This window comes from Ancylobacter sp. SL191 (assembly GCF_026625645.1).
Lineage (GTDB): Bacteria > Pseudomonadota > Alphaproteobacteria > Rhizobiales > Xanthobacteraceae > Ancylobacter.
The window spans coordinates 482,313-505,629 of the sequence record NZ_CP113056.1 but is presented as its reverse complement, the minus strand read 5'-3'; the positions used below and the strand labels follow the sequence as shown (position 1 = coordinate 505,629).

Here is a 23,317-nt window from a genome sequence, read left to right as displayed (position 1 = left end):
TCAGGAGCGCGGTTCCAGCCCCTTGGCGATGAGGGTGAAGGCGCGGCGCAGATAGACCCGCCAGTCCGGGAAGGCCGGCCATTCCCACCTATGGCCGGCCGCTGCCGCCAGCGTGCCGAAGGCGACGTCGAGCAGCACCCGCGCCGACACGGCCGCATCCTCGACATCCACCCGCCCGAGCGCCTGCTGGCGTTTCAGCCAGTCCGCGATCATGGCGTGGGTGGAATCGCGCCCGCGCGTCTCCACCAGCGAACGCAGCTCCGGGAAAGCCACGCTGTCTACCATCACCACGCGCACGAAGGCGGTGCGGGCGCGGTCTGCCTCCTCGTCAATGTCGACGCGGAACATGTGCTGCAGAGCCTCGACCAGCGGCAGGCGGTCCCATTCCGGGCGAATGTCGATCATCGACTGGCGGTGCGCGTCGACGATGGCGCCGGTCAGCTCCAGCTTGCTGGGGAACAGGCGGTACAGTGTCTTCTTGGATATTCGGCAACGCGCGGCCACCTCGTCCATGTTCATGCCGCTGTAGCCGCGATCGCAGAACAGGTCGAACGCCTGCGCGACGATCCTTTCCTTTTGTTGATCGTCAGGAATGACTTTCGGTCGGCCGCGAAGCTTGGCTGAAGATGGAGGTAGGGCGCCGAGTGTCATTGTTCGTCTCTGCCATGCTTCCTGGAAACTTAGAGCAACGCTCGGAAATGGAAACGCTGGTTTGACAGCGCCGCCGTTCTTAAATATAGATACTCTTAAGTTTCTTAAATAGCGAGGGCTCCTGTGGCCTCACCGATCCGCCTTACGTCCGCCGTGCCTTTCGCCGCTTCCTGCTCCCCGGCGTCCCGCCGCCGCCGGCTGGCCGGGCTGTGGGTCGGCCTCATCGCCACCACGCTCCTCGCCGGCTGCGACAGCCAGCAGCAGGCCGCCGGGCCGGGCGGTCCGGGCACGCAGGGGCGTCCGCAGGTCGGCGTGGTGACGGTGCACCCGCAATCGGTGGCGATCACCGCCGAGATGCCCGGCCGGACCGTCGCCTCGCTGGTCGCCGAGGTGCGCCCGCAGGTCGGCGGCATCATCAAGCAGCGGATCTTCGAGGAGGGCGCCGAGGTCAAGGCGGGCGACGCGCTCTACCAGATCGACCCGGCGAGCTATCAGGCCACCTATGACAGCGCGGTCGCCAGCCAGCAGAAGGCCGAGGCGGCGGTGCCAAGCGCCCAGTCCAAGGTCGATCGCTATGAGGGCCTGATCAAGCAGAACGCCGTCAGCAAACAGGACTATGACGACGCCGTCGCCTCGCTCGCCCAGGCCAAGGCCGAGGTCGCCGGGGCCAAGGCCGATGTCGACACCGCCCGCATCAACCTCGACTACACCCGCATCACCGCCCCCATCGGCGGGCGCATCGACAAGTCGACGCTGACCCCCGGCGCGCTGGTGACGGCGAGCCAGGACACAGTGCTCACCACCATCCGCACGCTCGACCCGATCAATGTCGACGTCACCCAGTCGAGCACAAATCTGCTCAACCTGCGGCAGGCGATCCGCGACGGGCGCATCAAGATCAGCGGCGACAGCGTGCAGGTGCGGCTCAAGCTCGACAATGGCCAGCTCTATTCGCTGCCGGGCACGCTGGAATTCACCTCCGCCTATGTCGACACGACGACCGGCACCTATGGCGTGCGCGCGCAGTTCCCCAACCCGGACCGGCTGCTGCTGCCCGGCATGTATGTGCGCGCCATCATCGAGGAAGGCGTCGCCCCCAACAGCTACCTCGTTCCCCAGCGCGGCGTGACGCGCAACACCAAGGGCGAGCCGGTGGCGCTGGTGGTCACGGCCGACAACAAGGTCGAGCAGCGCGTGCTCAGCGTCGGGCGCAGCGTCGGCAATAACTGGCTGGTCGATAGCGGCGTCAAGGATGGCGACCGCGTCATCGTCGAGGGCAGCCAGTTCGCCCGCCCCGGCCAGGACGTGACCCCGGTCGACGTGGTGGTCGACGAGACCACCGGCGAGGTGCGCGAGCGCGGCCAGCAGAGTGCCGCCCCGGCCGCCAGCGAAGCCGTCGCGCAAGGCGAGGCCCGCACGGGCGCCGCCGGCGCCGGCACCTCCACGGCGAACTGAAAGCGCGCTCCATGTCCCGTTTCTTCATCGACCGCCCGGTCTTCGCCTGGGTCATCGCGCTGCTGATCATGCTCGGCGGCGTGCTGGCGCTGAACACCCTGCCGATCGCGCAATACCCGCAGATCGCCCCGACCACGGTGAGCGTCACCGCCTCCTATCCCGGCGCCGACGCGCAGACCGTCGAGAATTCGGTGACCAAGGTCATCGAGCAGGGCATGACCGGCATCGACAATCTCGACTACATGTCGGCGACCTCGACCTCGACCGGTCAGGCGACGATCACGCTCACCTTCACCAACGCCGCCGATCCCGACATCGCGCAGATGCAGGTGCAGAACAAGCTGCAGCTGGTCACGGCGCAGTTGCCGAGCGTGGTGCAGACCAACGGCATCTCGGTCGAGAAGGCCTCGGACGGCTTCCTGCTGGTCATCGGCTTCGTCTCGACCGACGGGCGCCTGTCGTCCACCGACGTGTCGGACTATGTCGACTCGACCCTCAACGACACGCTGAAGCGCATTGAGGGCGTGGGCTCCACCACGCTGTTCGGCTCGTCCTACGCCATGCGCATCTGGCTCGACCCGGAGAAGCTGTCCAAGTACCAGCTCATGCCGGGCGACGTGACGAGCGCCATCGAGGCGCAGAACACGCAGGTCTCGGCCGGCCAGCTCGGCGGCCTGCCGGCCCGCAGCGGCCAGCAGCTCAACGCCACGGTGACCGCGCGCTCGCGCCTGCAGACGCCCGAGCAGTTCCGCAACATCATCCTCAAGAGCACCACGGATGGCTCGCTGGTGCGCATCAACGATGTCGCGGATGTCGAGCTCGCGGCGGAGAGCTTCACCACGTCCTCGCGCTACAACGGCAAGCCGGCTGGCGGCCTCGCCATCAATCTCGGCACCGGCGCCAATGCCATCGCCACCGCCGAGCGCGTCAAGGCGGCGCTGGAGCGGATGAAGCCGACCTTCCCGGAAGGCGTCGAGGTCGTCTATCCCTACGACACCACGCCCTTCGTCGTGCTCTCCATCGAGGAAGTGGTGCGCACGCTGGCCGAGGCCATCGTCCTCGTCTTCATCGTGATGTTCGTCTTCTTGCAGAGCTTCCGGGCGACGCTCATTCCTTCGCTCGCCGTGCCGGTCGTGCTGCTCGGCACCTTCGGCGTGCTGGCGCTGTTCGGCTACTCGATCAACACGCTCACCATGTTCGCCATGGTGCTGGCCATCGGCCTGCTCGTCGACGACGCCATCGTCGTGGTCGAGAATGTCGAGCGCGTGATGGAGGAGGAGGGGCTCTCCCCCAAGGAGGCGACCCGCAAGTCGATGGGCGAGATCACCGGCGCGCTGGTCGGCATCGCCACCGTGCTCTCGGCCGTGTTCATCCCCATGGCCTTCTTCGGCGGGTCGGTGGGCGTGATCTACCGCCAGTTCTCCGTCACCATCGTCTCGGCGATGATCCTGTCGGTGCTGGTGGCGCTGATCCTCACCCCCGCGCTCTGCGCCACGCTGCTCCGCCCGGTGCAGCACGGGGCCAAGCAGACGGGCTTCGCCGGCTGGTTCAACCGCAATTTCGAGCGCGGCACGCGGGCCTATCGCACCGGCACGGCCGGGGTGGTGGCGCGCAGCGGGCGCTTTCTCGCCATTTTCGTCGCCATTGCCGTGGCGATGGGCTGGATGTTCGTGCGCCTGCCGTCCTCCTTCCTGCCGGAAGAGGACCAGGGCATCCTCATCACCATGGTGCAGCTGCCGGCCGGCGCCACCTCGGACCGTACCGAGAAGGTGCTGGACACGGTGCGCCGCCACTTTCTCGAGGATGAGAAGGACGCGGTCGAAGGCGTCTTCAGCGTCAACGGCTTCGGCTTCAGCGGCCAGGGCCAGAATCTCGGCATCGCCTTCGTGCGGCTGAAGCCGTTCGATGAGCGCAAGTCGCCCACCCTGTCCTCGCAGGCGGTCGCCGGGCGCGCCATGGCCAAGCTGCATGTGCGCGACGCCATGGTGTTCACCCTCATGCCCCCGGCCATTCAGGGCATGGGCAATACGGGCGGCTTCAGCGTCTATCTCCAGGACATCACCGGCGGCGGCCATGAGAAGCTGATGGCCGCGCGCAACCAGGTGCTGGGCATGGCGGCGCAGGACCACCGCCTCGTCGCCACCCGCCCGAACGGGCTGGAGGACGAGCCGCAATTCGTCGTCGACATCGACCAGGAGAAGGCGAGCGCGCTCGGCGTGTCGCTGGCCGACATCAACGACACGCTCTCCACCGCCTGGGGCAGCAGCTATGTGAACGACTTCCTCGACCGTGGCCGCGTGAAGAAGGTCTATCTCCAGTCGGCCGCCGAATTCCGCATGCAGCCGGAAGACCTCGCCAAGTGGGAGGTGCGCAACGCCTCCGGGACCATGGTGCCGTTCTCCTCCTTCGCCTCGACCCACTGGACCTATGGCTCGCCCCGTCTGGAGCGCTTCAACGGCTCCTCGGCGGTGGAGATCCAGGGCCAGGCGGCGCCCGGCATTTCCTCGGGCGACGCCATGACGGCGATGGACGACATCATCGGCCGGCTGCCGGCGGGCTATGGCCATGAGTGGACCGGCCTGTCGCATCAGGAGCGGCTCTCGTCCAATCAGGCGGCGGCGCTCTACACCATCTCTCTGCTGGTCGTCTTCCTCTGCCTCGCGGCGCTCTATGAGAGCTGGTCGATCCCCTTCGCGGTGCTGATGTCGGTGCCGATCGGCATCTTTGGCGCGCTGCTCGCCGCGACGATGTTCGGCCAGACCAACGACGTCTATTTCAAGGTCGGCCTGCTCACCACCATCGGCCTCGCGGCCAAGAACGCCATCCTCATCGTCGAGTTCGCCATCGAGCGGCAGGCCCATGGGATGGGGCTGGTCGAGGCGACGCTGGACGCGGCACGCCAGCGTCTGCGCCCGATCCTGATGACCTCGCTCGCCTTCATCCTCGGCGTGACGCCGCTCGCCATCGCCAGCGGCGCCGGCTCGGGGGCGCAGAACGCCATCGGCATCGGCGTGATGGGCGGCATGATCGCCGCCACCGTGCTCGGCGTGTTCTTCGTGCCGCTGCTGTTCGTAACGGTGCGCCGCATCTTCCCCGGCAAGAAGCCGGAGCCGGCGGCGGGGTCCGCGCCCGATGGCGGCGCGGCGAGCCCGCCCCCGGCCGGGGAGGCGCGCGATGCCCATGCGAGCTGATCTTTCGCGCGCTGATCCGTTCCTCCTTTGCTTCCGGCCGGGCGCCTCCCGGCCGGCCGTCCCCTCCCGTCCCGCGCTGTTCTCCCGCCTATCAGGTGTGCCGATGACCATCCCGACCGCCTCCCGTCCCTTTCAGGCGTCGCGCCTTGCCGGCGCGCTGCTCGTCGCCGGCCTGCTCGGCGGCTGTGCCGTCGGCCCGGACTACAGCGCCCCGTCCCTCCAGCTCCCGGCCAAATGGGGCGCGGCCAAGCCGGCGGTCTCCGTCACCGGGGACGAGGCCGACAACAAGCCGCCGCAGCTCGGCCGCTGGTGGGAAAAGCTCGGTGACAAGACGCTGAACGGGCTGGTCGATCAGGCGGTCGCCGGCAATCTCGACGTCGCCACCGCCAAGGCCCGCGTGCGGCAGGCCCGCGCCACCCGCCAGCAGGCGATGGCCGCGCTTGCCCCGACGCTGACCGGCTCGGGCAGCTACAGCCGCGCCGACAATGGCAGCACTGTCTCCGACACCGGCGACGTGACGGTCTCCGGGCCGTTCGACACCTTCAACCTCGGCGCCAATGCGAGCTGGGAGCTCGACTTGTTCGGCGAGAACCGCCGCGCGGCCGAGGCGGCGACCTATGGTCTGGACGCCTCCGAGGAGACGCTGCGCAACACGCTGCTGACGCTGATCGGCGATGTCGCGACCTATTATGTCGAGGCGCGCGGCTATCAGGCGCGGGCGGAACTCGCCCGCCGCACCGCCGCCTCGCAGCGCGAGACCGCTGCGCTCACCCGCACCAAGCTGCAGGTCGGCTCCGCGTCGGCGGTCGATGTCGCCAATGCCGAGGGGCAGGCCGCGAGCACCGAGGCGAATATTCCCGAGCTGGAGTCGAGCTACCAGCAGACCGTGCACCAGCTCGCCATCCTGCTCGGCCAGCCGCCGAGCGCGCTCAACGACGTGATGAAGCGCAGCGCGCCGATCCCGACGCCGGGCAATGCCGTGCCGCGCGGCGTGCCGGCCAATGTGCTGCTGTCGCGTCCCGATGTCCGCCTCGCCGAGCGGCAATATGCGCAATACACCGCCAAGATCGGCCAGGCCGAGGCGGCGCGCTATCCCGATGTCAGCCTCACCGGCGAGGTGTCGACCTCGGCCGCCAAAGTGGGTGACCTCGCCAAGAGCTCGTCGATCAGCTGGAGCTTCGGCCCGAGCGTGAGCATCCCGATCTTCAACGCCGGCCAGCTCAAGGCGGCGGTGGACTATGCGCAGGCGCAGCGCGACGAGTACTTCCTGACCTACCGCGCGGCGGTGCTGACCGCCCTTCAGGATGTCGAGAACGCCAGCGTTTCGCTGCAGCAGGAGCGCGTCAAATACCGCAGCCTCGACTCCTCGGCAAAGTCCTACCGCGAGGCCGCCTCGCTCTCGCGCACGCTCTACCAGAGCGGCTCGTCGAGCTTCCTCGACGTGCTGACCGCCGAGCGCTCCTCCTATTCGGCCGACGACACGCTGCTGCAGAGCCGCGTCGCCATCGCCACCGACTATGTCTCGCTCAACAAGGCGCTGGGCGGTGGCTGGCCGGGCACGGTGGATGACCGCACGCCGGTCATCGTCGACAAGGACATGGCCCCGCGCCTCGTCTCGCTCGACAAGACCGGCCTCAAGCCGCGCGATCCCGAGAACCAGGGCGTCGACCAGGCGTTCGCGCACTGAACGCTTTCGCAAACTGAGGGCCTTCGGGCGCGGCGGGTCAACCCTGCCGCGCCCAGGCGATGCCGTCGGGATGCTCCAGCGCCGCCTCGAGCGGCATCGGGTGGCCGGTGAGAAAGCCCTGCACCGCGTCGCCGCCGAGACCTTCAAGCACGGCCAGCGCCTCCACCGTCTCGATGCCTTCCGCCACCACCGACATGCCCAGCGCATGGGCGAGGTCGATCATGACGCCGAGGATCTTGCGGGCGCGCGGCTGCGTGGCGAGTTCCGTCATGAAGGCGCGGTCGATCTTCAGCACGTCGGCCGGCAGGTGCTGGAGATAGCTGAAGCTCGAATAGCCGGTGCCGAAATCGTCGATGGCGATGCGGCAGCCCAGCGCCCTCAGCCGGTGCATCATCTGCGCCGCGGCATCGGGCTGGGCGAGCAGGGTGCTTTCCGTCAGTTCCAGATGCAGCATCGCGCCCGGCACCCCATGGCGGGCCAGCCGCGCGGCGATCCGCTCGGCAAGGTCGGGCACGGTGAGCTGCGAGGCGGCGAGGTTGACCGCGATGAAGCGTGGCGCCTGCCCGAGCGCTGCGCGCGCGGCGTTCCAGCGGGCACAGGCGCCGAGCGCGCGCTCGAGGATCAGCTCGCCGATCCGGTCGATCAGGCCGGCGGTTTCCGCCAGCGCAATGAACGCGCCGGGCGTCACCTGCCCGAGGCGCGGCGAGCGCCAGCGCGCCAGCGCCTCGAAGCCAAGCACCCGGCCGCTCCGGCTTTCCACCACCGGCTGGAACACCGGGTAGATCTCGTCCCCGCCCGCCGCCAGCGCCTCGCGCAGCGCGATTTCCATGGCGAGGCGCTGCTGATGGTCGGCGCGCAGGGAATCGTCGAACACCCGCCAGCGCCCGGCGCGCTCGCTCCGGCAGGCCATTTCCGCGTCGCGCAGGCTCTGCTCGATGCGCCCGGCCCGCGCGGCGAGCCCGAGATTGGCGTCGAGATAGAAGCGCCGTCCCTCCACCTCCAGCGGCGCGTGCATCAGCGCCTCGAACTGCCGGCCGAGACGTTCGGGGGCCATGCCCGTCGGGAAGATGATGGCGAACTCGTTCTCGCCGGTGCGGCCGAGATGCGCCTGCGCCGGCAGATGGCCGCTCAGCCGCGCGGCGATGGCGGCAATCATCTGCTGCGCGAAAGCCTCGCCCAGCGAGGCGCCGAGAATGGCGAGGTCGGACATCCGCATCACCAGCGCCCCGCCGACCGTCTCGCCCTGCTGCCGCATCAGCCGCACCAGACCGGCGCGGTTCGGCAGCCCGGTCACGGTATCGCTATAGGCGAGTGTCTCCAGCGCCTCCTTCGCGCGCCGACGGTCGGAAATGTCGCGCAGATAGGCGGTGAACAGCCGCCGCGTGCCCGTTCGGATTTCCGTCACGGTGAGTTCGATCGGGAAGACGCGCCCGCCGCGCGTCGCCCCCTCGACCTCGATGCGGCGCCCGAGAATGTGCGGGTTCGCGCCGGCCAGATAGCGCGCCATGCCGGCGCGGTGCGCGTCGCGCAGATGGGTGGGGATGATGGTGTCGCCGAGGAAGCGGCCGGTCACGTCCGCGCGGCTGTAGCCGAACATGGCTTCCGCCGCCGGGTTGAAGTCGACGATCTGCCCGGCCTCGTCGATGGTGACGATGCCGTCGAGCGCCGCCGCCAGCATGGCAAGGCGCGTCGCCTCGCTGAGCGCGCGCCGCCCGTGCGAGCGTTCCACGGCGAGGGCGATAAGTTCGGTGAGCGCCTGCAGGCCGGCGCGTTCCTCCCCCGTCCACAGGCGCGCGGGCTCGTCCGAGCTGACGCAGAAATGCCCCCACCAGCGCCCGTCCACCATCACCGGCAGGGTGTAGAAGCTGACGATCTCGGCCGCCTCGAAGAAGGCGCGCAAATAGCCGGTCAGGTCGTCCGTGCGGCCCTCGATCACCTCGCCGCGCGTGCGCCGTTCCGCCCAGTCGCGCTGGAGCGCGTCGGCCTCGTCCGGTCGCACGGGCGGGTGGGTATTGCCGGCGAGCAGGGGGAGCCCTTTGCGCGCCCAGTCGACCCGGCAGGTGACGCAGAGCCCGGCTGCCGCGCTGCTATGAACCTCGAACAGGGCGGCGCGGCTCAGCGCGAGGTCGGCGCCGAGGCGGGCGAGGAGCGGGGCGAGATCCTCCGCGAAGGGGCGCTGATGGAACAGGCCGGCAATGAAGCCGCTCATGACCGAGAGCAGGCCGCTGGCGGTTGTCCCGCCCGCCGACACCATCCCGCCTGCCATGCCCGGCGGCTCGATCGTCGCGTCCACCACGCGATACTCCTGCCCCTGCCAACCGCGCGCCACGGTTGACAGGGGCTATTAGGTACACGTCACGCGCGGTATTTCCATACGAAAGATTGGAGCGGTTCTAACCGCGCAGCATCGCCTCGGCCTCGTCCAGCGCCTTGGTGCAGGCGGCGCTATCGCCGGACTGGTCGGCCTGCTTGGCGCGACTCATCGCGTCGCTGAGCGCGCCGGCGGTGGAGGACTGGCCCTGCGCCGCCGTGCCGCTGCCGGCGGTCTGCGCCCGCACATCGGCCGGGGAGGCGGCGCGGGTGCCGAGCGCCTCGTTCATGCCGGCGGTGCCGCCAGTGCCCGGCGCCTCGCCGGCCTTGGGCACGCCGGCATCGGGCGCGGTGGTGGGGGCGGCGGGGGAGTTGGTCGGGCCCGAGCCGGCATCCGTCGTGGCGAGCTGCTTGTCGAGCGTGGCGATGCGCTCGGCGCACGGGCCGGCGAGCGCGCCGGTGGCGCCGCCGAGCAGGGTGAGGGCGAGTAGGCCGGCGCTGGCGGCGCGCAGGCGGGACGGGAGGGTGATGGTGGTCGTGATGGCGGTCATGGTGGTCATGGCGATCCTCCTGGGCATGGACTGACCGGCTGGTCGTCGCGGCCTTTATGGGCATCGCGCGTCAGTGCGCGGCGGGAGGACAACGGCACCGGGGCAGGCCCGTTCCGTAGTGGTAGCGGGCTGGCGGAGACCCCTCGGCCGGCCGGGCGCGGGCCGGCGATTTTGGAACGTCCACCGGCAGTGGGGCTTAACCCCCTGACCCACGACACATGACCTTCCCGGAGTGCCCGATGCCCGCCCGTCTGCGTCCGATCCCGTCCCGCTTCGCCCCGCCGCTGCTCGCCAGCGCCTGCCTGCTCGCCCTCGCCGCCTGCAGCGAGGCGCCCAGCCTGTCCGAGAGCGCCGAATACGGGCCGAACCCCACCCTGCCGGAGCCGCACACCTCGCTCATCCCGACGCTGAAGGTCGCCGATGCGGTGGGTTGGCCCGAGGGCGCGGCGCCGACGCCCGCCCAAGGCTTCACCATCACCGCCTTCGCGCGCGGGCTTGATCATCCGCGCTGGCTCTATGAACTGCCCAATGGCGACGTGCTGGTGGCCGAGAGCAATGCCCCGCCCAAGCCCGAGGGCAAGAGCGGCGGCATTCGCGGCTGGGTGCAGGGCATCGTGATGGGCTGGGCCGGCGCGAAAGTGCCGAGCGCCAACCGCATCTCACTGCTGCGCGACGCCGATGGCGACGGCACGGCCGAGATGAAGACGACTTTCCTCTCCGGTCTCACCTCGCCCTTCGGCATGGCGCTGGTCGGCGACCAGTTCTATGTCGCCAATGCCGATGCGGTGGTGCGCTTCCCCTACGGGGAAGGCGAGACGGAGATCACCGCGCCGGCCACCAAGGTCGCGGACCTGCCGGCCGGGCGGAACCACCACTGGACCAAGAGCCTCATTGCCAGCGAGGACGGCTCCAAGCTCTATGTCGGTGTCGGCTCCAATTCCAACGCTGCCGAGAACGGCATGGCGGAGGAGGAGAACCGGGCCGCCGTGCTGGAGATCGACACCGCCAGCGGTCAGAGCCGGGTCTTCGCCGGGGGGCTGCGCAACCCGGTCGGCATCGACTGGAACCCCGCCACCGGGCAGCTCTGGGTGTCGGTAAACGAACGCGACGAGATCGGCGACCATCTCGTGCCCGACTACATGACCAGCGTGCGCGAGGGCGGCTTCTATGGCTGGCCCTATTCCTATTACGGTCCGCACGTGGATGAGCGCGTGCAGCCGCAGCGCCCCGAACTGGTGGCGAGCGCCCTGAAGCCGGATTACGCGCTGGGCGCCCACACCGCGTCGCTGGGTCTGACCTTCGTCGACAACCCGGCCTTCGGGGAGCGCTTCCAGAACGGCGCCATCATCGGCCAGCACGGCTCGTGGAACCGCTCCGAGCGTGCCGGCTACCGGGTGATCTTCGTGCCCTTCGCCGATGGTAAGCCGTCCGGCATGCCGCAGGAATTGCTGACCGGCTTTCTCAACGCCGATGGCGAGGCGCAGGGCCGCCCGGTCGGCGTCCGTCTCGACCGGCGCGGCGGGCTGCTGGTCGCCGATGATGTCGGCAATGTCGTCTGGCGCCTGCGCCCGCAGCAGGGCCAGGCAGCCGGCGCGGCAACGGACAGCGGCGGCTAGTTGCGCAGCCCCGGCGCTTCCTGGCCGGTGCGGGCGACATATTCGGTATAGCCGCCGCCATATTGGTGGATGCCGTCCGGCGTGATCTCCAGCACGCGGTTCGACAGCGCGGCGAGGAAGTGCCGGTCATGGCTGACGAACAGCATGGTGCCTTCATAATCGGCCAGCGCGGCGATCAGCATTTCCTTGGTGCCGATGTCGAGATGGTTGGTCGGCTCGTCGAGCACGAGGAAGTTCGGCGGGTCGTAGAGCATGCGCGCCATGGCAAGGCGCGCCTTCTCGCCGCCCGAGAGCACGCGGCACTTCTTCTCGACATCGTCGCCCGAGAAACCGAAGCAGCCGGCGAGTGAGCGCAGGGAGCCCTGTCCGGCCTGCGGGAAGGCGTCCTCCAGCGTCTCGAACACGGTGCGCTCGCCTTCCAGCACCTCCATGGCGTGCTGGGCGAAATAGCCCATCTTCACGCTGCCGCCGACCGCGACGGTGCCCTCATCCGGCGTCGTCTCGCCGGCGATCAGCTTCAGAAGGGTGGACTTGCCCGCGCCGTTCACCCCCATCACCGCCCAGCGCTCGCGCCGGCGCACATGGAAGTCCAGCCCGTCATAGATGCGGCGGGCGCCATAGGCCTTGTGGATGTTCTTCAGGCTCGCCACGTCCTCGCCCGAGCGCGGCGGCGGCTGGAAATCGAAGGCGACCGACTGGCGCCGACGCGGCGGCTCGACTCGCTCGATCTTGTCGAGCTTCTTCACCCGGCTCTGCACCTGCGCGGCATGCGAGGCGCGGGCCTTGAAGCGCTCGATGAAGGCGATTTCCTTGGCCAGCATCGCCTGCTGGCGCTCGAACTGCGCCTGCTGCTGCTTCTCGGCCAGCGCGCGCTGCTGGGCGTAGAAATCATAATTGCCGGAATAGGAGATAAGCGCGCCGCCTTCGATCTCGACGACCTTGGTGACGATGCGGTTCATGAAGGCGCGGTCATGCGAGGTCATCATCAGCGCGCCGTCGAAATTCTTCAGGAACGCCTCCAGCCAGATCAGGCTCTCGATGTCGAGATGGTTGGAGGGTTCGTCGAGCAGCATCACATCCGGCCGCATGAGCAGGATGCGGGCGAGCGCGACGCGCATCTTCCAGCCGCCCGAGAGGCGGCCGACATCGCCGTCGATCATCTCCTGCGAGAAGCCGAGACCGGCCAGCACTTCCGCCGCGCGGCCTTCCAGCGAATAGCCGTCCAGCTCCTCGAAGCGGGCCTGCACCTCGCCATAGCGCTCGATGACGGCGTCCATCTCGTCGGCGCGGTCGGGATCGACCATGGCGGCTTCCAGCTCGCGCAGCTCGGCGGCGATGGCGCTCACCGGGCCGGCGCCGTCCATCACCTCGGCGAGCACGGACTGGCCGGCCATCTCGCCGACATCCTGGCTGAAATAGCCGATGGTGGTGCCGCGATCGACCGAGACCTGGCCCTCATCGGGGGCTTCCTGCCCGGTGACGAGGCGGAACAGCGTGGTCTTGCCGGCGCCGTTGGGGCCGACGAGGCCGATCTTCTCGCCCTTCAGCAGCGAGGCGGAGGCCTCGATGAAGACGATCTGCTTGCCGTTCTGCTTGCCGATGGAGTCGAGGCGGATCATGTCGAGGGGGCGTCCTGAAGAAGTGCTTGGGGGCGATTAGGCCATTTGGCGCGTCAAGGAAAGCGCGCCCGTGCTATCGCAGGCGGATGAACCGCCTGCTGCGTCTTTTGCGCCTGCCGCTCGACATTGTGTTGACGGTGCTCGTCCTCGTCGACGAGGCGGCGCGTCCGCTCTACCGCCCGCTGCTGCGCTGGGTCGCGGGCCTGCGCGTCATGCAGCGCTTCGAGCGCTGGGTGGCGGGCCTGCCGCGCCTCGCCATCCTCATCCTGCTCGCCATTCCCTTTTGCTTCGCCGAGCCGCTGAAATTCGTCGCGCTGTTCTGGATGGCGGAAGGGCACGCCCGCACGGGGCTCGTGACGCTGGTGCTCGCCTATCTCGCCAGCTTCGTGCTCGTCGAGCGCATCTACCGCGCCGGCGAGGCCAAGCTGATGACCTATGGCTGGTTCGCCTTTCTGATGGTGCGTCTCATCGCCATCCGCGCCACCCTTATCGCCTGGGCGCGGGCGACCGCCATCTTCCGGCTGGTGGAGCGTGCGCGTGAGCGCGTGCGCAGCTGGTTCGGGCGCTGAGCGGCTGGACAGGCGCCCCCGCCCTCCGCGAAGCGACGTGCCTGCCCCCACTCCCACACCGCCGCCGCCAGGGCCAAGGGCATGAGCGACGCGCAGCACCAGCATCTCCTCGCCATCATCGGCATGGCCGCGCAGACCAACGCGCTGGTGACCGCGCTTCAGGTGCCGGTGGACGCGGCGTTCCAGGTGGGGTGAGGGCGGTAAATGACCGTGAACGGATATTGCCGAACCTGATAGCGCGGCTTCCCGTTACGGTACCCGGTGGTATATTGGGAGACAATGTGGCCGGGGGGCCGCGTGGGCGGCAAGCGGGGAGGTCGCGGGTGCGGAGCTGGGGGCTTGTCGGCGGGTGCGGGGTCTTTCTGAGCGTGGTGACGGGTGGCGTGGCGATGGCGCAGGACAGCGCCACGATCCCCCTTCATCCCTTCATCCAGTCCGGCCATAGCGGGGTCGATTACAACCCGTTCTATTTTGTGAACGTGGCCATCGGCGATCCGAACAACGATGTGAATCATGTTCTCGTCGATACGGGCTCGACCGGCCTCTACCTGCTGGAACAAAGCCTGACGCCCGGCAGCTACAGCTTGTCCGCGATGAACTTCAGCTACGGCTATTCCAGCGGCAACCAGATCAGTGGCAAGGTCGGCTACGCGACGGTCTATTTTCCCGGCGCGAAGGACAGCGACGGCAACGTCCTCACGCTCGGGACGGCCCAGCAGATCGCCTTCGGCGTCATCACCGACTTCACCTGCAACAGCTATAATCTCAATTGCGCGGGCTATCGCGCCATCTCCCAGCACACCAATCCCAACAATTATGGCTGGAACGTCGATCAGACCGGCGTGATGGGCGTCGCCTATTCCGGCGGCCAGGATGTCTTCAACCCGCTCGCGCAGCTTTCCGGCAGCTACGCCAACGGCTTCATCTTTCAGGCCGACCGGGTGATGGGCACAAGCTCGCCGGTATTGGTCGTGGGCCTGACGGCGGAGAACACCGCCGGCTACAGCTTCGCGAACTTTGCCTCGCAGGGAACGACGGGCGGCAATATCGGCCTGCTGGCCTGGAACACCAAGAGCATCCAGACCTGCTTCACCGCCGCGAACTCGACGGGCTGCCTGCAGAGCGTGTTTGATTCCGGCGCCGGCAACGCGACCTTCGAGACCGAGGCGACGGGCGGGCCGGACTCGTCGACCACTGGCCGGGCTCCCCGGCCGGTGACGATCGGTGTCGACGGGGTGATGTCCTTCTCGTCCAGCCTCGGATCCTACGACTACGCCCCACAGCATGGCAGCACGCTCGGTTACAACACCGGCAATGAGATCTTCCTCTATTACACGGTCGCCTATGACTATCTGAACGGGCGCATCGGCTTCCTGCCGGTGTCCAGCATCGCGGCCGGCGAGACCGTCTTCACCGATGACAGCCAGCTCGGCCTGCCGGGCGCCGGCGTCATCGTGTTCGGGTCCATGCAGCTCGGGCCGAGCTTCGTGTCAAGCCGCGCCATTAATCTGGGCGAGTCGACCTATCTCGACATCGGCTCGCCCGAACTCATCGTCGACGGCTCGGTGACGCTGAATGGCTCGCTGTCGTCAACCGAGACGGCGCAGATCGGCTTCTACGGGATCGAGGGCCAGACCAATCACCTGACGCTCAACGGCGTGAACCTGTTCAGCAGCACGCTGCCGATCACGGTGAAGGACATGACCCTTTCGGTGAACGGCATCCTGCCGGGCGCGTTGAGTGTCGCCCAGCACGCCACGCTCGGCGGCACCGGCATCATCGTTGGCAGCCTCGATGTAGGGAACGGGGCCATCGTCGCCCCCGGCAATTCCATCGGCACGCTGACGGTCATTGGCGATGTGACGATGCGGGCGAACTCCACCCTGTCCGTCGAGCTCGGCGCGCCGGGCGTGAGCGACCGGCTGGTGGTGTTCGGCGACATCAACTTCGAGGACATCAGCCTGAATTTTTCGCGGATCGACACCGCCACCCTTGGCATTGGCAACTACACCATCGTCTCCGCCACCGGCACCGTCACCGGCGGGTTCGGCAGCATCACCGGCCCCAGCTTCGGCTCGCTCAGCGCGGAATTCCCGTTCCTGCTGGCATCGCTCTCGACCTCGGCCTCCTCCTTCGCCATCGACCTCACGCGCAGCGCGGTGAGCTACACAAGCGCCGCGCTGACGCCGAATGAAATGGCGGTGGCGACGGTGGCCGACGCGCTCTCCGTCGACAGCCCGGTGAACGTCGCCCTCTCGGGCCTCGATCTCTCCACCGCGCCCGCCGCGCTGAACAGCCTCGCCGGCGAGATCCACGCCTCGCTGCAATCGAGCCTGCAGCAGCAATCCTTCTATCTGCGCGATGCCGCGCTCTCGCGCCTGCGCCAGAGCTTCGCCGTACCGGGCGAGCCCGCCGGCACGCCCGCCCCGGCGCAGCCGCTGCTGCCGGGCTCGCAGGCGACCGTCTGGGGCCAGGCCTTCGGGGCCTGGGGCGACACGGATGGCGACGGCAACGCCGCGCCCGTCTCGCGCTCGCTCGACGGCTTCATCTTCGGTGTCGACCGTCCGGTGGATCTCGGCAGCTGGCAGACGCGCCTCGGCCTGGTCGGCGGCTATGAGAACGCCGATATTGACGTGGACGACATGGCCTCCTCCGCCTCGGTCGACAGCTATGATATCGGCGTCTATGGCGGCGCGCGGCTCGGTGACCTCGGCCTGCGCGTCGGGGCGAGCTATAGCTGGCACGACATCGCGACCAGCCGCACCGTCGCCTTCGGCAATCTCGTCAACGGCCTCACCGCCGATTATGACGGCGCCACCACGCAGGTCTTCGGCGAGGTCGGCTACGACATCCATCTCGGCGCGACGACGCTGCAACCTTTCGCCAGCCTCGCTTATGTCCATCTCGACACGGACAGCTTCACCGAGACCGGCGGTGGGGCGGCACTTCTGGGCGAGTCGGAGACCTTCGCCACCAGCTATGGCGTGCTCGGCCTGCGGCTCAACCACCTGTTCACCCTCGCCAATGGCAAGCCGCTGGCGGTGACGGCGGCGCTCGGCTGGCAGCTCGCCTTTGGCGACCTCACCCCGGAGGCCACGGCGGCCTTCGCGGGAAGCGAGGCCTTCACGGTGGCGGGCGTGCCCATCGCGGAGAATGCGGCGCTGATCGACCTCGGCGTCGCCTACAAGCCGAGCGAGAATTTCAGCCTCGGCCTGTCCTATGTCGGCCAGCTCGCCTCCTCCGCCACCGACAATGCTATCAAGGGCTCGCTGACCATTCGCTTCTGAGGTGACAGGAGCCGGTCACGCCGGCTCCTCGTCCTCCATCTCCGGCGGGATTTCCTGCACCGCTTCGCGCGTCGGCTGGTGGGTGAAGCCGCGGATCGGCGCGGTCGGCTGGAAGTCGCGGGTGATTTCCACCGGGCTCTGCGCATAGGCGGTCACCAGTTCGGCCAGCGAGCGCAGCGCGTGCATGTGGATGCGCTCATAGCCATGCGAGGCATCGACGCCGAAGGTGATGAGCGCCGTGCGCACATCCGCTCCCGCCACCACGGCGCTGGCCGAATCCGAGCGGTAATAGCGGAACACGTCCTTCTGGTAGCGGATGTCGTTGGCGCGGCAGAGCTCGGTGAGCTTGCGGGTCAGGTGATAGTCGAACGGCCCGCTCTGGTCGGCGGCGGCGATGGTGACGCCGAACTCGTCCGAGTTCTGGCCGGGCGCCGTGGTGCCATTGTCGAGAACGACGAGGGAGGCGACATCCGGCGTCAGCAGCGCCGAGGCGCCGACGCCGACTTCTTCCGCAATCGAGAACAGCCAGTGAATGTCCACCGGCGTCTGCGCGCCTTCCTCGGTCAGCGCCTTCAGCGCCGCCAGCATCACCGCCACGCCTGCCTTGTCGTCGAGATGGCGCGAGACGATGAAGCCGCTGTCGAGGAATTCCGGCTGCGGGTCGATGGCGATGATGTCGCCGACCTCGAAGCCGAGCCGGGCGAGATCGCCCTCATTGCGGGCGCGCGCGTCGACGCGCATTTCCACAAAGTCCCAGCCGATGGGAAGCTGGTCCACCTCCTCATTGAAGGTGTGGCCGGAGGCTTTCAGCGGCAGGATGGTGCCGCGATAGCCGCCCTTCTCGGTGAACACCGTGCCGCGCGCGCCCTCCGCGAAGCGGGCGGACCAGGTGCCGATGGGCACCACGGCGAGGCGGCCATTCGGCTTCAGGTTCTTCACCTGCGCGCCGAGTGTGTCCACATGGGCGACCAGCGCCCGCGCGCCGAGCGGGGTGCCGCCCGGCCGGATCGCTCGGATGGCGCCGCGGCGGGTGAGCTCGACCTCAAGCCCGAAGCCGGCGAGTTCCTTTGCCACGAAGCGGGCGATGGTGTCGATATAGCCGGTGGGGCTCGGGATGCTCAGCAGCTTGCGCAGCACCTTGGCGAGGTAGTCGGCGTCGATCTTCAGCCGGCTCATCAATCAGCTCGCCCCGTGGGCGCCTCCAGCACCTGCCGCACGCCGGCGGGAATGGCGAGCGGGAACAACAGGTCGATGAAACGCTCGGCGGTCGGCTGCGGCTCGTGATTGGCGAGGCCCGGCCGTTCATTGGCCTCGATGAAGGCATAGTCCGGCGCGCTGGGCGACGTGACCATCAGGTCGACGCCGACGACGGGGATGTCGATGGCCCGCGCGACCTTGATGGCTGTTTCCACCAGTTGGGGATGGACCCTATCGGTCACGTCATGGATGGTGCCGCCGGTGTGCAGATTGGCGGTGCGGCGCACCTTCAGCTCCTGCCCGGCGTCGAGCACTGCGTCGAAGCTGTAGCCAGCGTCGCGCACGGTGCGCTCGGTCTCGGCATCGAGCGGAATGCGCGATTCCCCGGATGTGGCGGCCGCGCGGCGCCGGCTCTGCGTCTCGATCAGCGCGCGGATGGTGCTGCGCCCATCGCCCACCACCAGAGCCGGGCGGCGGATGGCGGCGGCGACCACGCGGTAATTGATGACGACGAGGCGCAGATCCTCGCCCTCGACGCATTGCTCGATCAGCACCTCGTCGGACACGCTGCGGGCCTCGCCGATGGCGGCTTCCATCGCATCGAGCGAGGTGATGCCGACGCTGACGCCGCGCCCCTGCTCGCCGCGCGCGGGCTTCACCACCAGCCGCCCATGGCGCTTGAGGAAGGCGACGATCTCCTCCATCGGCGCGCTCGTGCTGAGTTGCTCCGGCACGCGCACGCCCGCTTCCGCCACCACCCGGCGGGTGACGCTCTTGTCGTCGCAGATCGACATGGCGACCGCCGAGGTGAGGTCCGACAGGCTCTCGCGGCAGCGCACCGAACGGGCGCCGAAGGTCAGGCGGAAGAAGCCGGTCGCCGGGTCGGTCGCCTCGACGAGGATGCCGCGCCGGCGCGCCTCGTTGATGATGATCTGGGCGTAGGGATTGAACCCCTCCGACGGGTCCGGCCCGGCGAACAGCCGCTCATTGATCGGGTTCTTGCGCTTCACCGTGAAATAGGGCGCGCGCGCGAAGCCGAGCTTCTCATAGAGCGCAATGGCCTGCGCGTTGTCGTGCATCACGGTGAGGTCGAGAAAGGTCGCGCCTTCCTCCGCCATCTGCGCGGCGAGCCGGCGCACCAGCGCCTCGCCGATGCCGGGCTGGCGCGCCTGCGGATCGACCGCAAGGCACCAGAGCGAGGCGCCGCGCTCGGCATCGCCAAAGGCGCGAGCATGATCGACGCCGGTCACCGTGCCGATGATGCGCCCGCTCGCCTCGTCCTCGGCGACGAGATAGGTCAGCGGGTCGGGATCGCGCGCGGCGCGGAAGAATTCCAGCGGCGCCGTCACCATGCCGCGCGCAGCATAGATGCGGTTCACCGCCTGCGCGTCCATGTCGGAGGCGAGGGCGCGGATGGTGAAGCCGGAGATGGCGCGCTCGGCGGATGGCTGCGCAGCGAGATCGAGCCGGTAGGTGTGCGAGGGGTCGAGGAAAACCTCCTGCGGCGCCTGCGCCAGCAGCACATGCGGATCCTGCACATAGACCGCGATGTCGCGCCGGTCCGGCCCTTCCTCGCGCAGCGTGGCGATGAGTTCGGGCATCTCGGTGAAGGTCTGGCCGAAGATCAGCCGGCCCCAGCCCATGTCGAAGGCGCAGGCGGGGAGAGTCCCGGTGGCGGCGTCAGCCGGCAGCGGGGCGGAGCGCGTGGCGTTCATCATGGAGGCACCCGTCATGGTTTCATCGCGCATCGGTTCAGACCCCGTGCGACTGGAGCCACATCTCCAGCAGGGAGACCTGCCAGAGCTCGGAGCCGCGCAGCGGCGTGATGTGGGAGACCGGATCGGCGAGCAGCGTGTCGAGATAGTCCGCCCGGAACAGGCCGCGCTCGCGCGCCGCCTGCGAGCCGAGCACGTCGCGGACCATGTCGAGATAGGGGCCGGAGATGTATTTGAGCTGTGGCACCGGGAAATAGCCCTTGGGCCGGTCGATCACCTGATGCGGCACGACCAGGCGGGCGGCTTCCTTCAGCACGCCCTTGCCGCCCTGCGCCAGCTTGAATTCCGGCGGGATGGTCGCGGCGAGCTCGGCCAGCTCATGGTCGAGAAAGGGCACGCGCGCTTCCAGCCCCCAGGCCATGGTCATGTTGTCGACGCGCTTGACGGGGTCGTCGACCAGCATCACCTGGCTGTCGAGCCGCAGCGCGCGGTCCACGGGCGTGGCGGCGCCCTCGGCCGTCAGATGGGCGGCGACGAGATCGCGGCTGGCGTCGGTCTCGGCCATCCAGTCCGGCGACAGCTGGCGGGCGAGCGTCGCGTGGTTGCGGTCGAAGAACAGCCGGGCGTAATCGCCAACGACATCGGTGCTGTCGGCCAGCGGCGGGTACCAGTGATAGCCGGCGAACACCTCGTCCGCGCCCTGGCCGGACTGCACCACCTTGATGGTCTTCGAGACCTCGCGCGAGAGCAGGTAGAAGCCGATATTGTCGTAGGAGACCATCGGCTCGGACATGGCGTGGATGGTGTCCGGCAGCGCGCCCATCAGATCCGAGGAGGGCACGAAGATCTTGTGGTGGTCGGTGCCGAAGGTCTTGGCGATCAGGTCGGAATAGACGAACTCGTCGCCCTTCTCGCCATTCGCCTCCTCGAAGCCGATGGAATAGGTGGCAAGGTTCGCCTGACCTTCCTGCGCCAGCAGCCCGACGATGATGGAGGAATCCACCCCGCCCGAGAGCAGCACGCCCACCGGCACATCCGCCACCATGCGCCGGCGCACGGCGGTCCGCAGCGCGTCCAGCACGCGGTCGCGCCAGTCCTGCATGGAAAGATCGGAATCCCCCTCGCGCCGCTGATGCGGCGGGCGCCAATAGACGCGCTCGGTGAAGGCGCCGTCCGGCGCGTAACGCCGCAGCGTGGCCGGCGGCAATTTGCGAACGCCGTTGAGAATGGTGCGCGGCGGCGGCACCACGGCGTGGAAGCTCATATAGTTGTGCAGCGCCGCCCGGTCGATCGAGCTGTCGATGTCGCCGGCCGCCAGCAGCGCCGGCAGGCTTGAGGCGATGCGCAGCCGCCTGTCGCCTTCCGCGTAATAGAGCGGCTTGATGCCGAAACGGTCGCGCGCCAGCGTCACCGCCCCGCTCGCATGGTCGAGAATGGCGAAGGCGAACATGCCGTGGAAGCGCTCCACGCAGGCCTCGCCCCAGGCGTGGAACGCCTTGAGGATCACCTCGGTGTCGCCCGACGAGGTGAAGCGGTAGCCGCGCCCTTCCAGCTCGGCGCGCAGTTCCGGGTAATTATAGATGCAGCCATTGAAGGTGAGGGTGAGACCCAGCTCCTCATCCACCATGGGCTGCGCGGCCTTGTCGGAAAGGTCGATGATCTTGAGCCGCCGATGGCCGAAGGCAATGCTGCCGCGTGCCTGAAGTCCCGCGCCATCCGGCCCGCGCGGGGCCAGCACATCCATCATGGACGCGACGGCGCGCGTGTCGGCGGGGCCACCATCGAAGCGAATATCACCGGCGATTCCACACATGCTGGGTTCGGTCTCCTGTGGGAGCGCCCAGCGTCGGCACAGCCGTACCGCGTCGGGCGCGCATCGGTGGAGACAACACCCCGGTCCGCGGATCGTTCAGAAAAAGGTACTATTAAACCTTATTGGGTCTCTCTGGCCCGCCAACGCAAACGGCCCGGACCTTGCGGGCCGGGCCGTTTTTCATGGCGTGAGTTAAGGGAGAGGCGTCACTCCGCCGGGGCGGGAGCCGCATGCGGGGGCAGGACGCGTTCATCCTCGGCCGCAAGGTCGGACACGTCCTCCGGCAGCTTGCCGGCCAGCGCCGCCTTGAAGCGGGCCGCGTCGAACTCGCCTTCCCAGCGGGCGACGACGACGGTGGCGACCGCGTTGCCGATGAAGTTGGTCACCGCGCGGCATTCCGACATGAAGCGGTCGATGCCGAGGATGAGCGCCATGCCGGCCACCGGCACGGCGGGGACGACGGAAAGCGTCGCGGCGAGCGTGATGAAGCCGGCACCGGTGATGCCCGCCGCGCCCTTGGAGGAGAGCATGGCGACCAGCAGCAGCAGCACCTGATCCTGCAGCGACAGGTGGATGTCCATCGCCTGCGCGATGAACAGCGCCGCCAGCGTCATATAGATGTTGGTGCCGTCGAGGTTGAAGGAATAGCCGGTGGGCACCACGAGGCCGACGACCGAGCGCTTGCAGCCGGCCGCTTCCATCTTCTCCATCAGGCTCGGCAGCGCGGCTTCCGAAGACGAGGTGCCGATGACGAGGAGGATTTCCTCCTTGATGTAGCGGATCAGCGCGAGGATCGAGAAGCCGTTGTAGCGGCACACCGCGCCGAGCACGACGAGGATGAACACCGCTGCCGTGAGATAGAAGGTGGCGATCAGCATGGCGAGGTTCGCCACCGAGCCGATGCCGTATTTGCCGATGGTGAAGGCCATCGCGCCGAAGGCGCCGATGGGCGCCGCCTTCATCAGGATCGCCACCAGCTTGAACACCGGGGCGGTGAGGTTCTGCAGGAAGTCGGTGACCGGCTTGCCGCGCTCGCCGACCATGGCGAGGGACGTGCCGAACAGCACCGAGAAGAACAGCACCTGCAGGATGTCGCCGGAGGCGAAGGCGCCGACCACCGTGTCCGGGATGATGTTCTGCAGGAAGCCGACAATGCTCGCATCATGCGCCTTGGCGGCGTAGCTCTGCACCGCCTTGGTGTCGAGCGTCGCCGGGTCGATATGCAGGCCCGTGCCGGGCTGGATGGCATTGCCGATGATGAGGCCGACGATGAGCGCCAGCGTCGAGAAGCACAGGAAGTACAGCATCGCCTTGCCGGCGACGCGCCCGACCTTGTGCATGTCGCTCATGCCGGCAATGCCGGTGGCGACGGTGAGGAAGATCACCGGGGCGATGATCATCTTCACCAGCTTGATGAAGGCATCGCCGAGCGGCTTCAGCGCCGCGCCCGTGTCCGGCCAGAAATGCCCGACCGTCATGCCGAGCGCGATGGCGAGCAGCACCTGGAAGTAGAGCTGCTGGTAGAACTTCTTCGGGGCGGCGGGTGCGGGACGGGTTCCGGCGGCAGCCGGCTGCAGAATGAGCGCCATGGGTGTCCTCCAAGACAGGGTGTGTTTTTGCTTTTGGCGAAAATGCGCATCCCCGTTCGCAACCCCC

14 protein-coding genes and 1 pseudogene are annotated in these 23,317 nt (G+C 68.4%); 7 read left to right on the top strand and 8 right to left on the bottom strand.

What is annotated here, in order from left to right; genetic code table 11:
- Positions 1 to 651, bottom strand: a complete 651-nt coding sequence (locus tag OU996_RS02240; protein ID WP_267584051.1) for a TetR/AcrR family transcriptional regulator — start codon at positions 649 to 651, stop codon at positions 1 to 3.
- A 198-nt stretch (positions 652 to 849) separates the two neighbouring features.
- Between OU996_RS02240 and OU996_RS02235 the strand changes: the two genes are divergently transcribed.
- The 3 genes from OU996_RS02235 (at position 850) to OU996_RS02225 (ending at position 6,984) form a co-directional block, all read left to right on the top strand.
- Entirely contained in the window at positions 850 to 2,106 is a 1,257-nt protein-coding gene (locus tag OU996_RS02235; protein WP_267585557.1) for an efflux RND transporter periplasmic adaptor subunit, read from the top strand.
- Positions 2,107 to 2,117: 11 nt separating this feature from the next.
- Entirely contained in the window at positions 2,118 to 5,297 is a 3,180-nt protein-coding gene (locus OU996_RS02230; RefSeq protein ID WP_267584050.1) for an efflux RND transporter permease subunit, read from the top strand.
- A 103-nt stretch (positions 5,298 to 5,400) separates the two neighbouring features.
- Positions 5,401 to 6,984, top strand: a complete 1,584-nt coding sequence (locus OU996_RS02225; protein ID WP_267584049.1) for an efflux transporter outer membrane subunit — start codon at positions 5,401 to 5,403, stop codon at positions 6,982 to 6,984.
- Positions 6,985 to 7,021: 37 nt separating this feature from the next.
- Here OU996_RS02225 and OU996_RS02220 read toward each other — a convergent pair whose 3' ends face one another.
- Both OU996_RS02220 and OU996_RS02215 read right to left on the bottom strand, forming a co-directional pair.
- Positions 7,022 to 9,280, bottom strand: coding sequence for a putative bifunctional diguanylate cyclase/phosphodiesterase (locus OU996_RS02220; RefSeq protein WP_267584048.1), 2,259 nt, complete (start codon positions 9,278 to 9,280; stop codon positions 7,022 to 7,024).
- A 97-nt stretch (positions 9,281 to 9,377) separates the two neighbouring features.
- Positions 9,378 to 9,854: a hypothetical protein gene (locus tag OU996_RS02215; RefSeq protein WP_267584047.1), complete on the bottom strand. Its 477-nt coding sequence runs from the start codon at positions 9,852 to 9,854 to the stop codon at positions 9,378 to 9,380.
- Between the two features lie 230 nt (positions 9,855 to 10,084).
- On the opposite strand from OU996_RS02215, the gene OU996_RS02210 reads away from it, so the two are divergent.
- Positions 10,085 to 11,461: a PQQ-dependent sugar dehydrogenase gene (locus OU996_RS02210; RefSeq protein ID WP_267584046.1), complete on the top strand. Its 1,377-nt coding sequence runs from the start codon at positions 10,085 to 10,087 to the stop codon at positions 11,459 to 11,461.
- Here the strand turns inward: OU996_RS02210 and OU996_RS02205 are convergent.
- Positions 11,458 to 13,080: an ABC-F family ATP-binding cassette domain-containing protein gene (locus OU996_RS02205; RefSeq protein ID WP_267584045.1), complete on the bottom strand. Its 1,623-nt coding sequence runs from the start codon at positions 13,078 to 13,080 to the stop codon at positions 11,458 to 11,460. The two genes, OU996_RS02210 and OU996_RS02205, sit on opposite strands and share 4 nt — an antisense overlap.
- An 86-nt stretch (positions 13,081 to 13,166) precedes the next feature.
- Between OU996_RS02205 and OU996_RS02200 the strand changes: the two genes are divergently transcribed.
- From OU996_RS02200 to OU996_RS02190, 3 genes and pseudogenes are all read left to right on the top strand, one after another.
- Positions 13,167 to 13,649 (top strand): hypothetical protein, encoded by a 483-nt coding sequence (locus OU996_RS02200; RefSeq protein WP_267584044.1) that lies wholly within the window; start codon positions 13,167 to 13,169, stop codon positions 13,647 to 13,649.
- A 42-nt stretch (positions 13,650 to 13,691) separates the two neighbouring features.
- A pseudogene (locus OU996_RS02195) lies at positions 13,692 to 13,844 on the top strand (carboxymuconolactone decarboxylase family protein); the annotation flags it as partial.
- Positions 13,845 to 13,972: 128 nt separating this feature from the next.
- A complete protein-coding gene (locus OU996_RS02190; RefSeq protein WP_267584043.1) occupies positions 13,973 to 16,936 on the top strand; it encodes a DUF3443 family protein in 2,964 nt (987 codons plus the stop codon).
- A gap of 15 nt (positions 16,937 to 16,951) precedes the next feature.
- On the opposite strand, the gene OU996_RS02185 is transcribed toward OU996_RS02190, so the two are convergent.
- The 4 genes from OU996_RS02185 to OU996_RS02170 all read right to left on the bottom strand — a co-directional run bounded on the left by OU996_RS02185 (position 16,952) and on the right by OU996_RS02170 (position 23,250).
- A complete protein-coding gene (locus OU996_RS02185) occupies positions 16,952 to 18,112 on the bottom strand; it encodes an osmoprotectant NAGGN system M42 family peptidase (RefSeq protein ID WP_267584042.1) in 1,161 nt (386 codons plus the stop codon).
- Positions 18,112 to 19,848 (bottom strand): N-acetylglutaminylglutamine synthetase, encoded by a 1,737-nt coding sequence (gene ngg, locus OU996_RS02180; protein ID WP_420712740.1) that lies wholly within the window; start codon positions 19,846 to 19,848, stop codon positions 18,112 to 18,114. Before ngg ends, OU996_RS02185 begins: the two co-directional genes overlap by 1 nt.
- A gap of 37 nt (positions 19,849 to 19,885) precedes the next feature.
- Complete coding sequence (locus tag OU996_RS02175) at positions 19,886 to 21,661, bottom strand: N-acetylglutaminylglutamine amidotransferase (RefSeq protein ID WP_267584041.1); 1,776 nt, start codon at positions 21,659 to 21,661, stop codon at positions 19,886 to 19,888.
- Positions 21,662 to 21,867: 206 nt separating this feature from the next.
- Positions 21,868 to 23,250, bottom strand: a complete 1,383-nt coding sequence (locus OU996_RS02170) for a dicarboxylate/amino acid:cation symporter (protein ID WP_267584040.1) — start codon at positions 23,248 to 23,250, stop codon at positions 21,868 to 21,870.
- Positions 23,251 to 23,317: the final 67 nt, after the last annotated feature.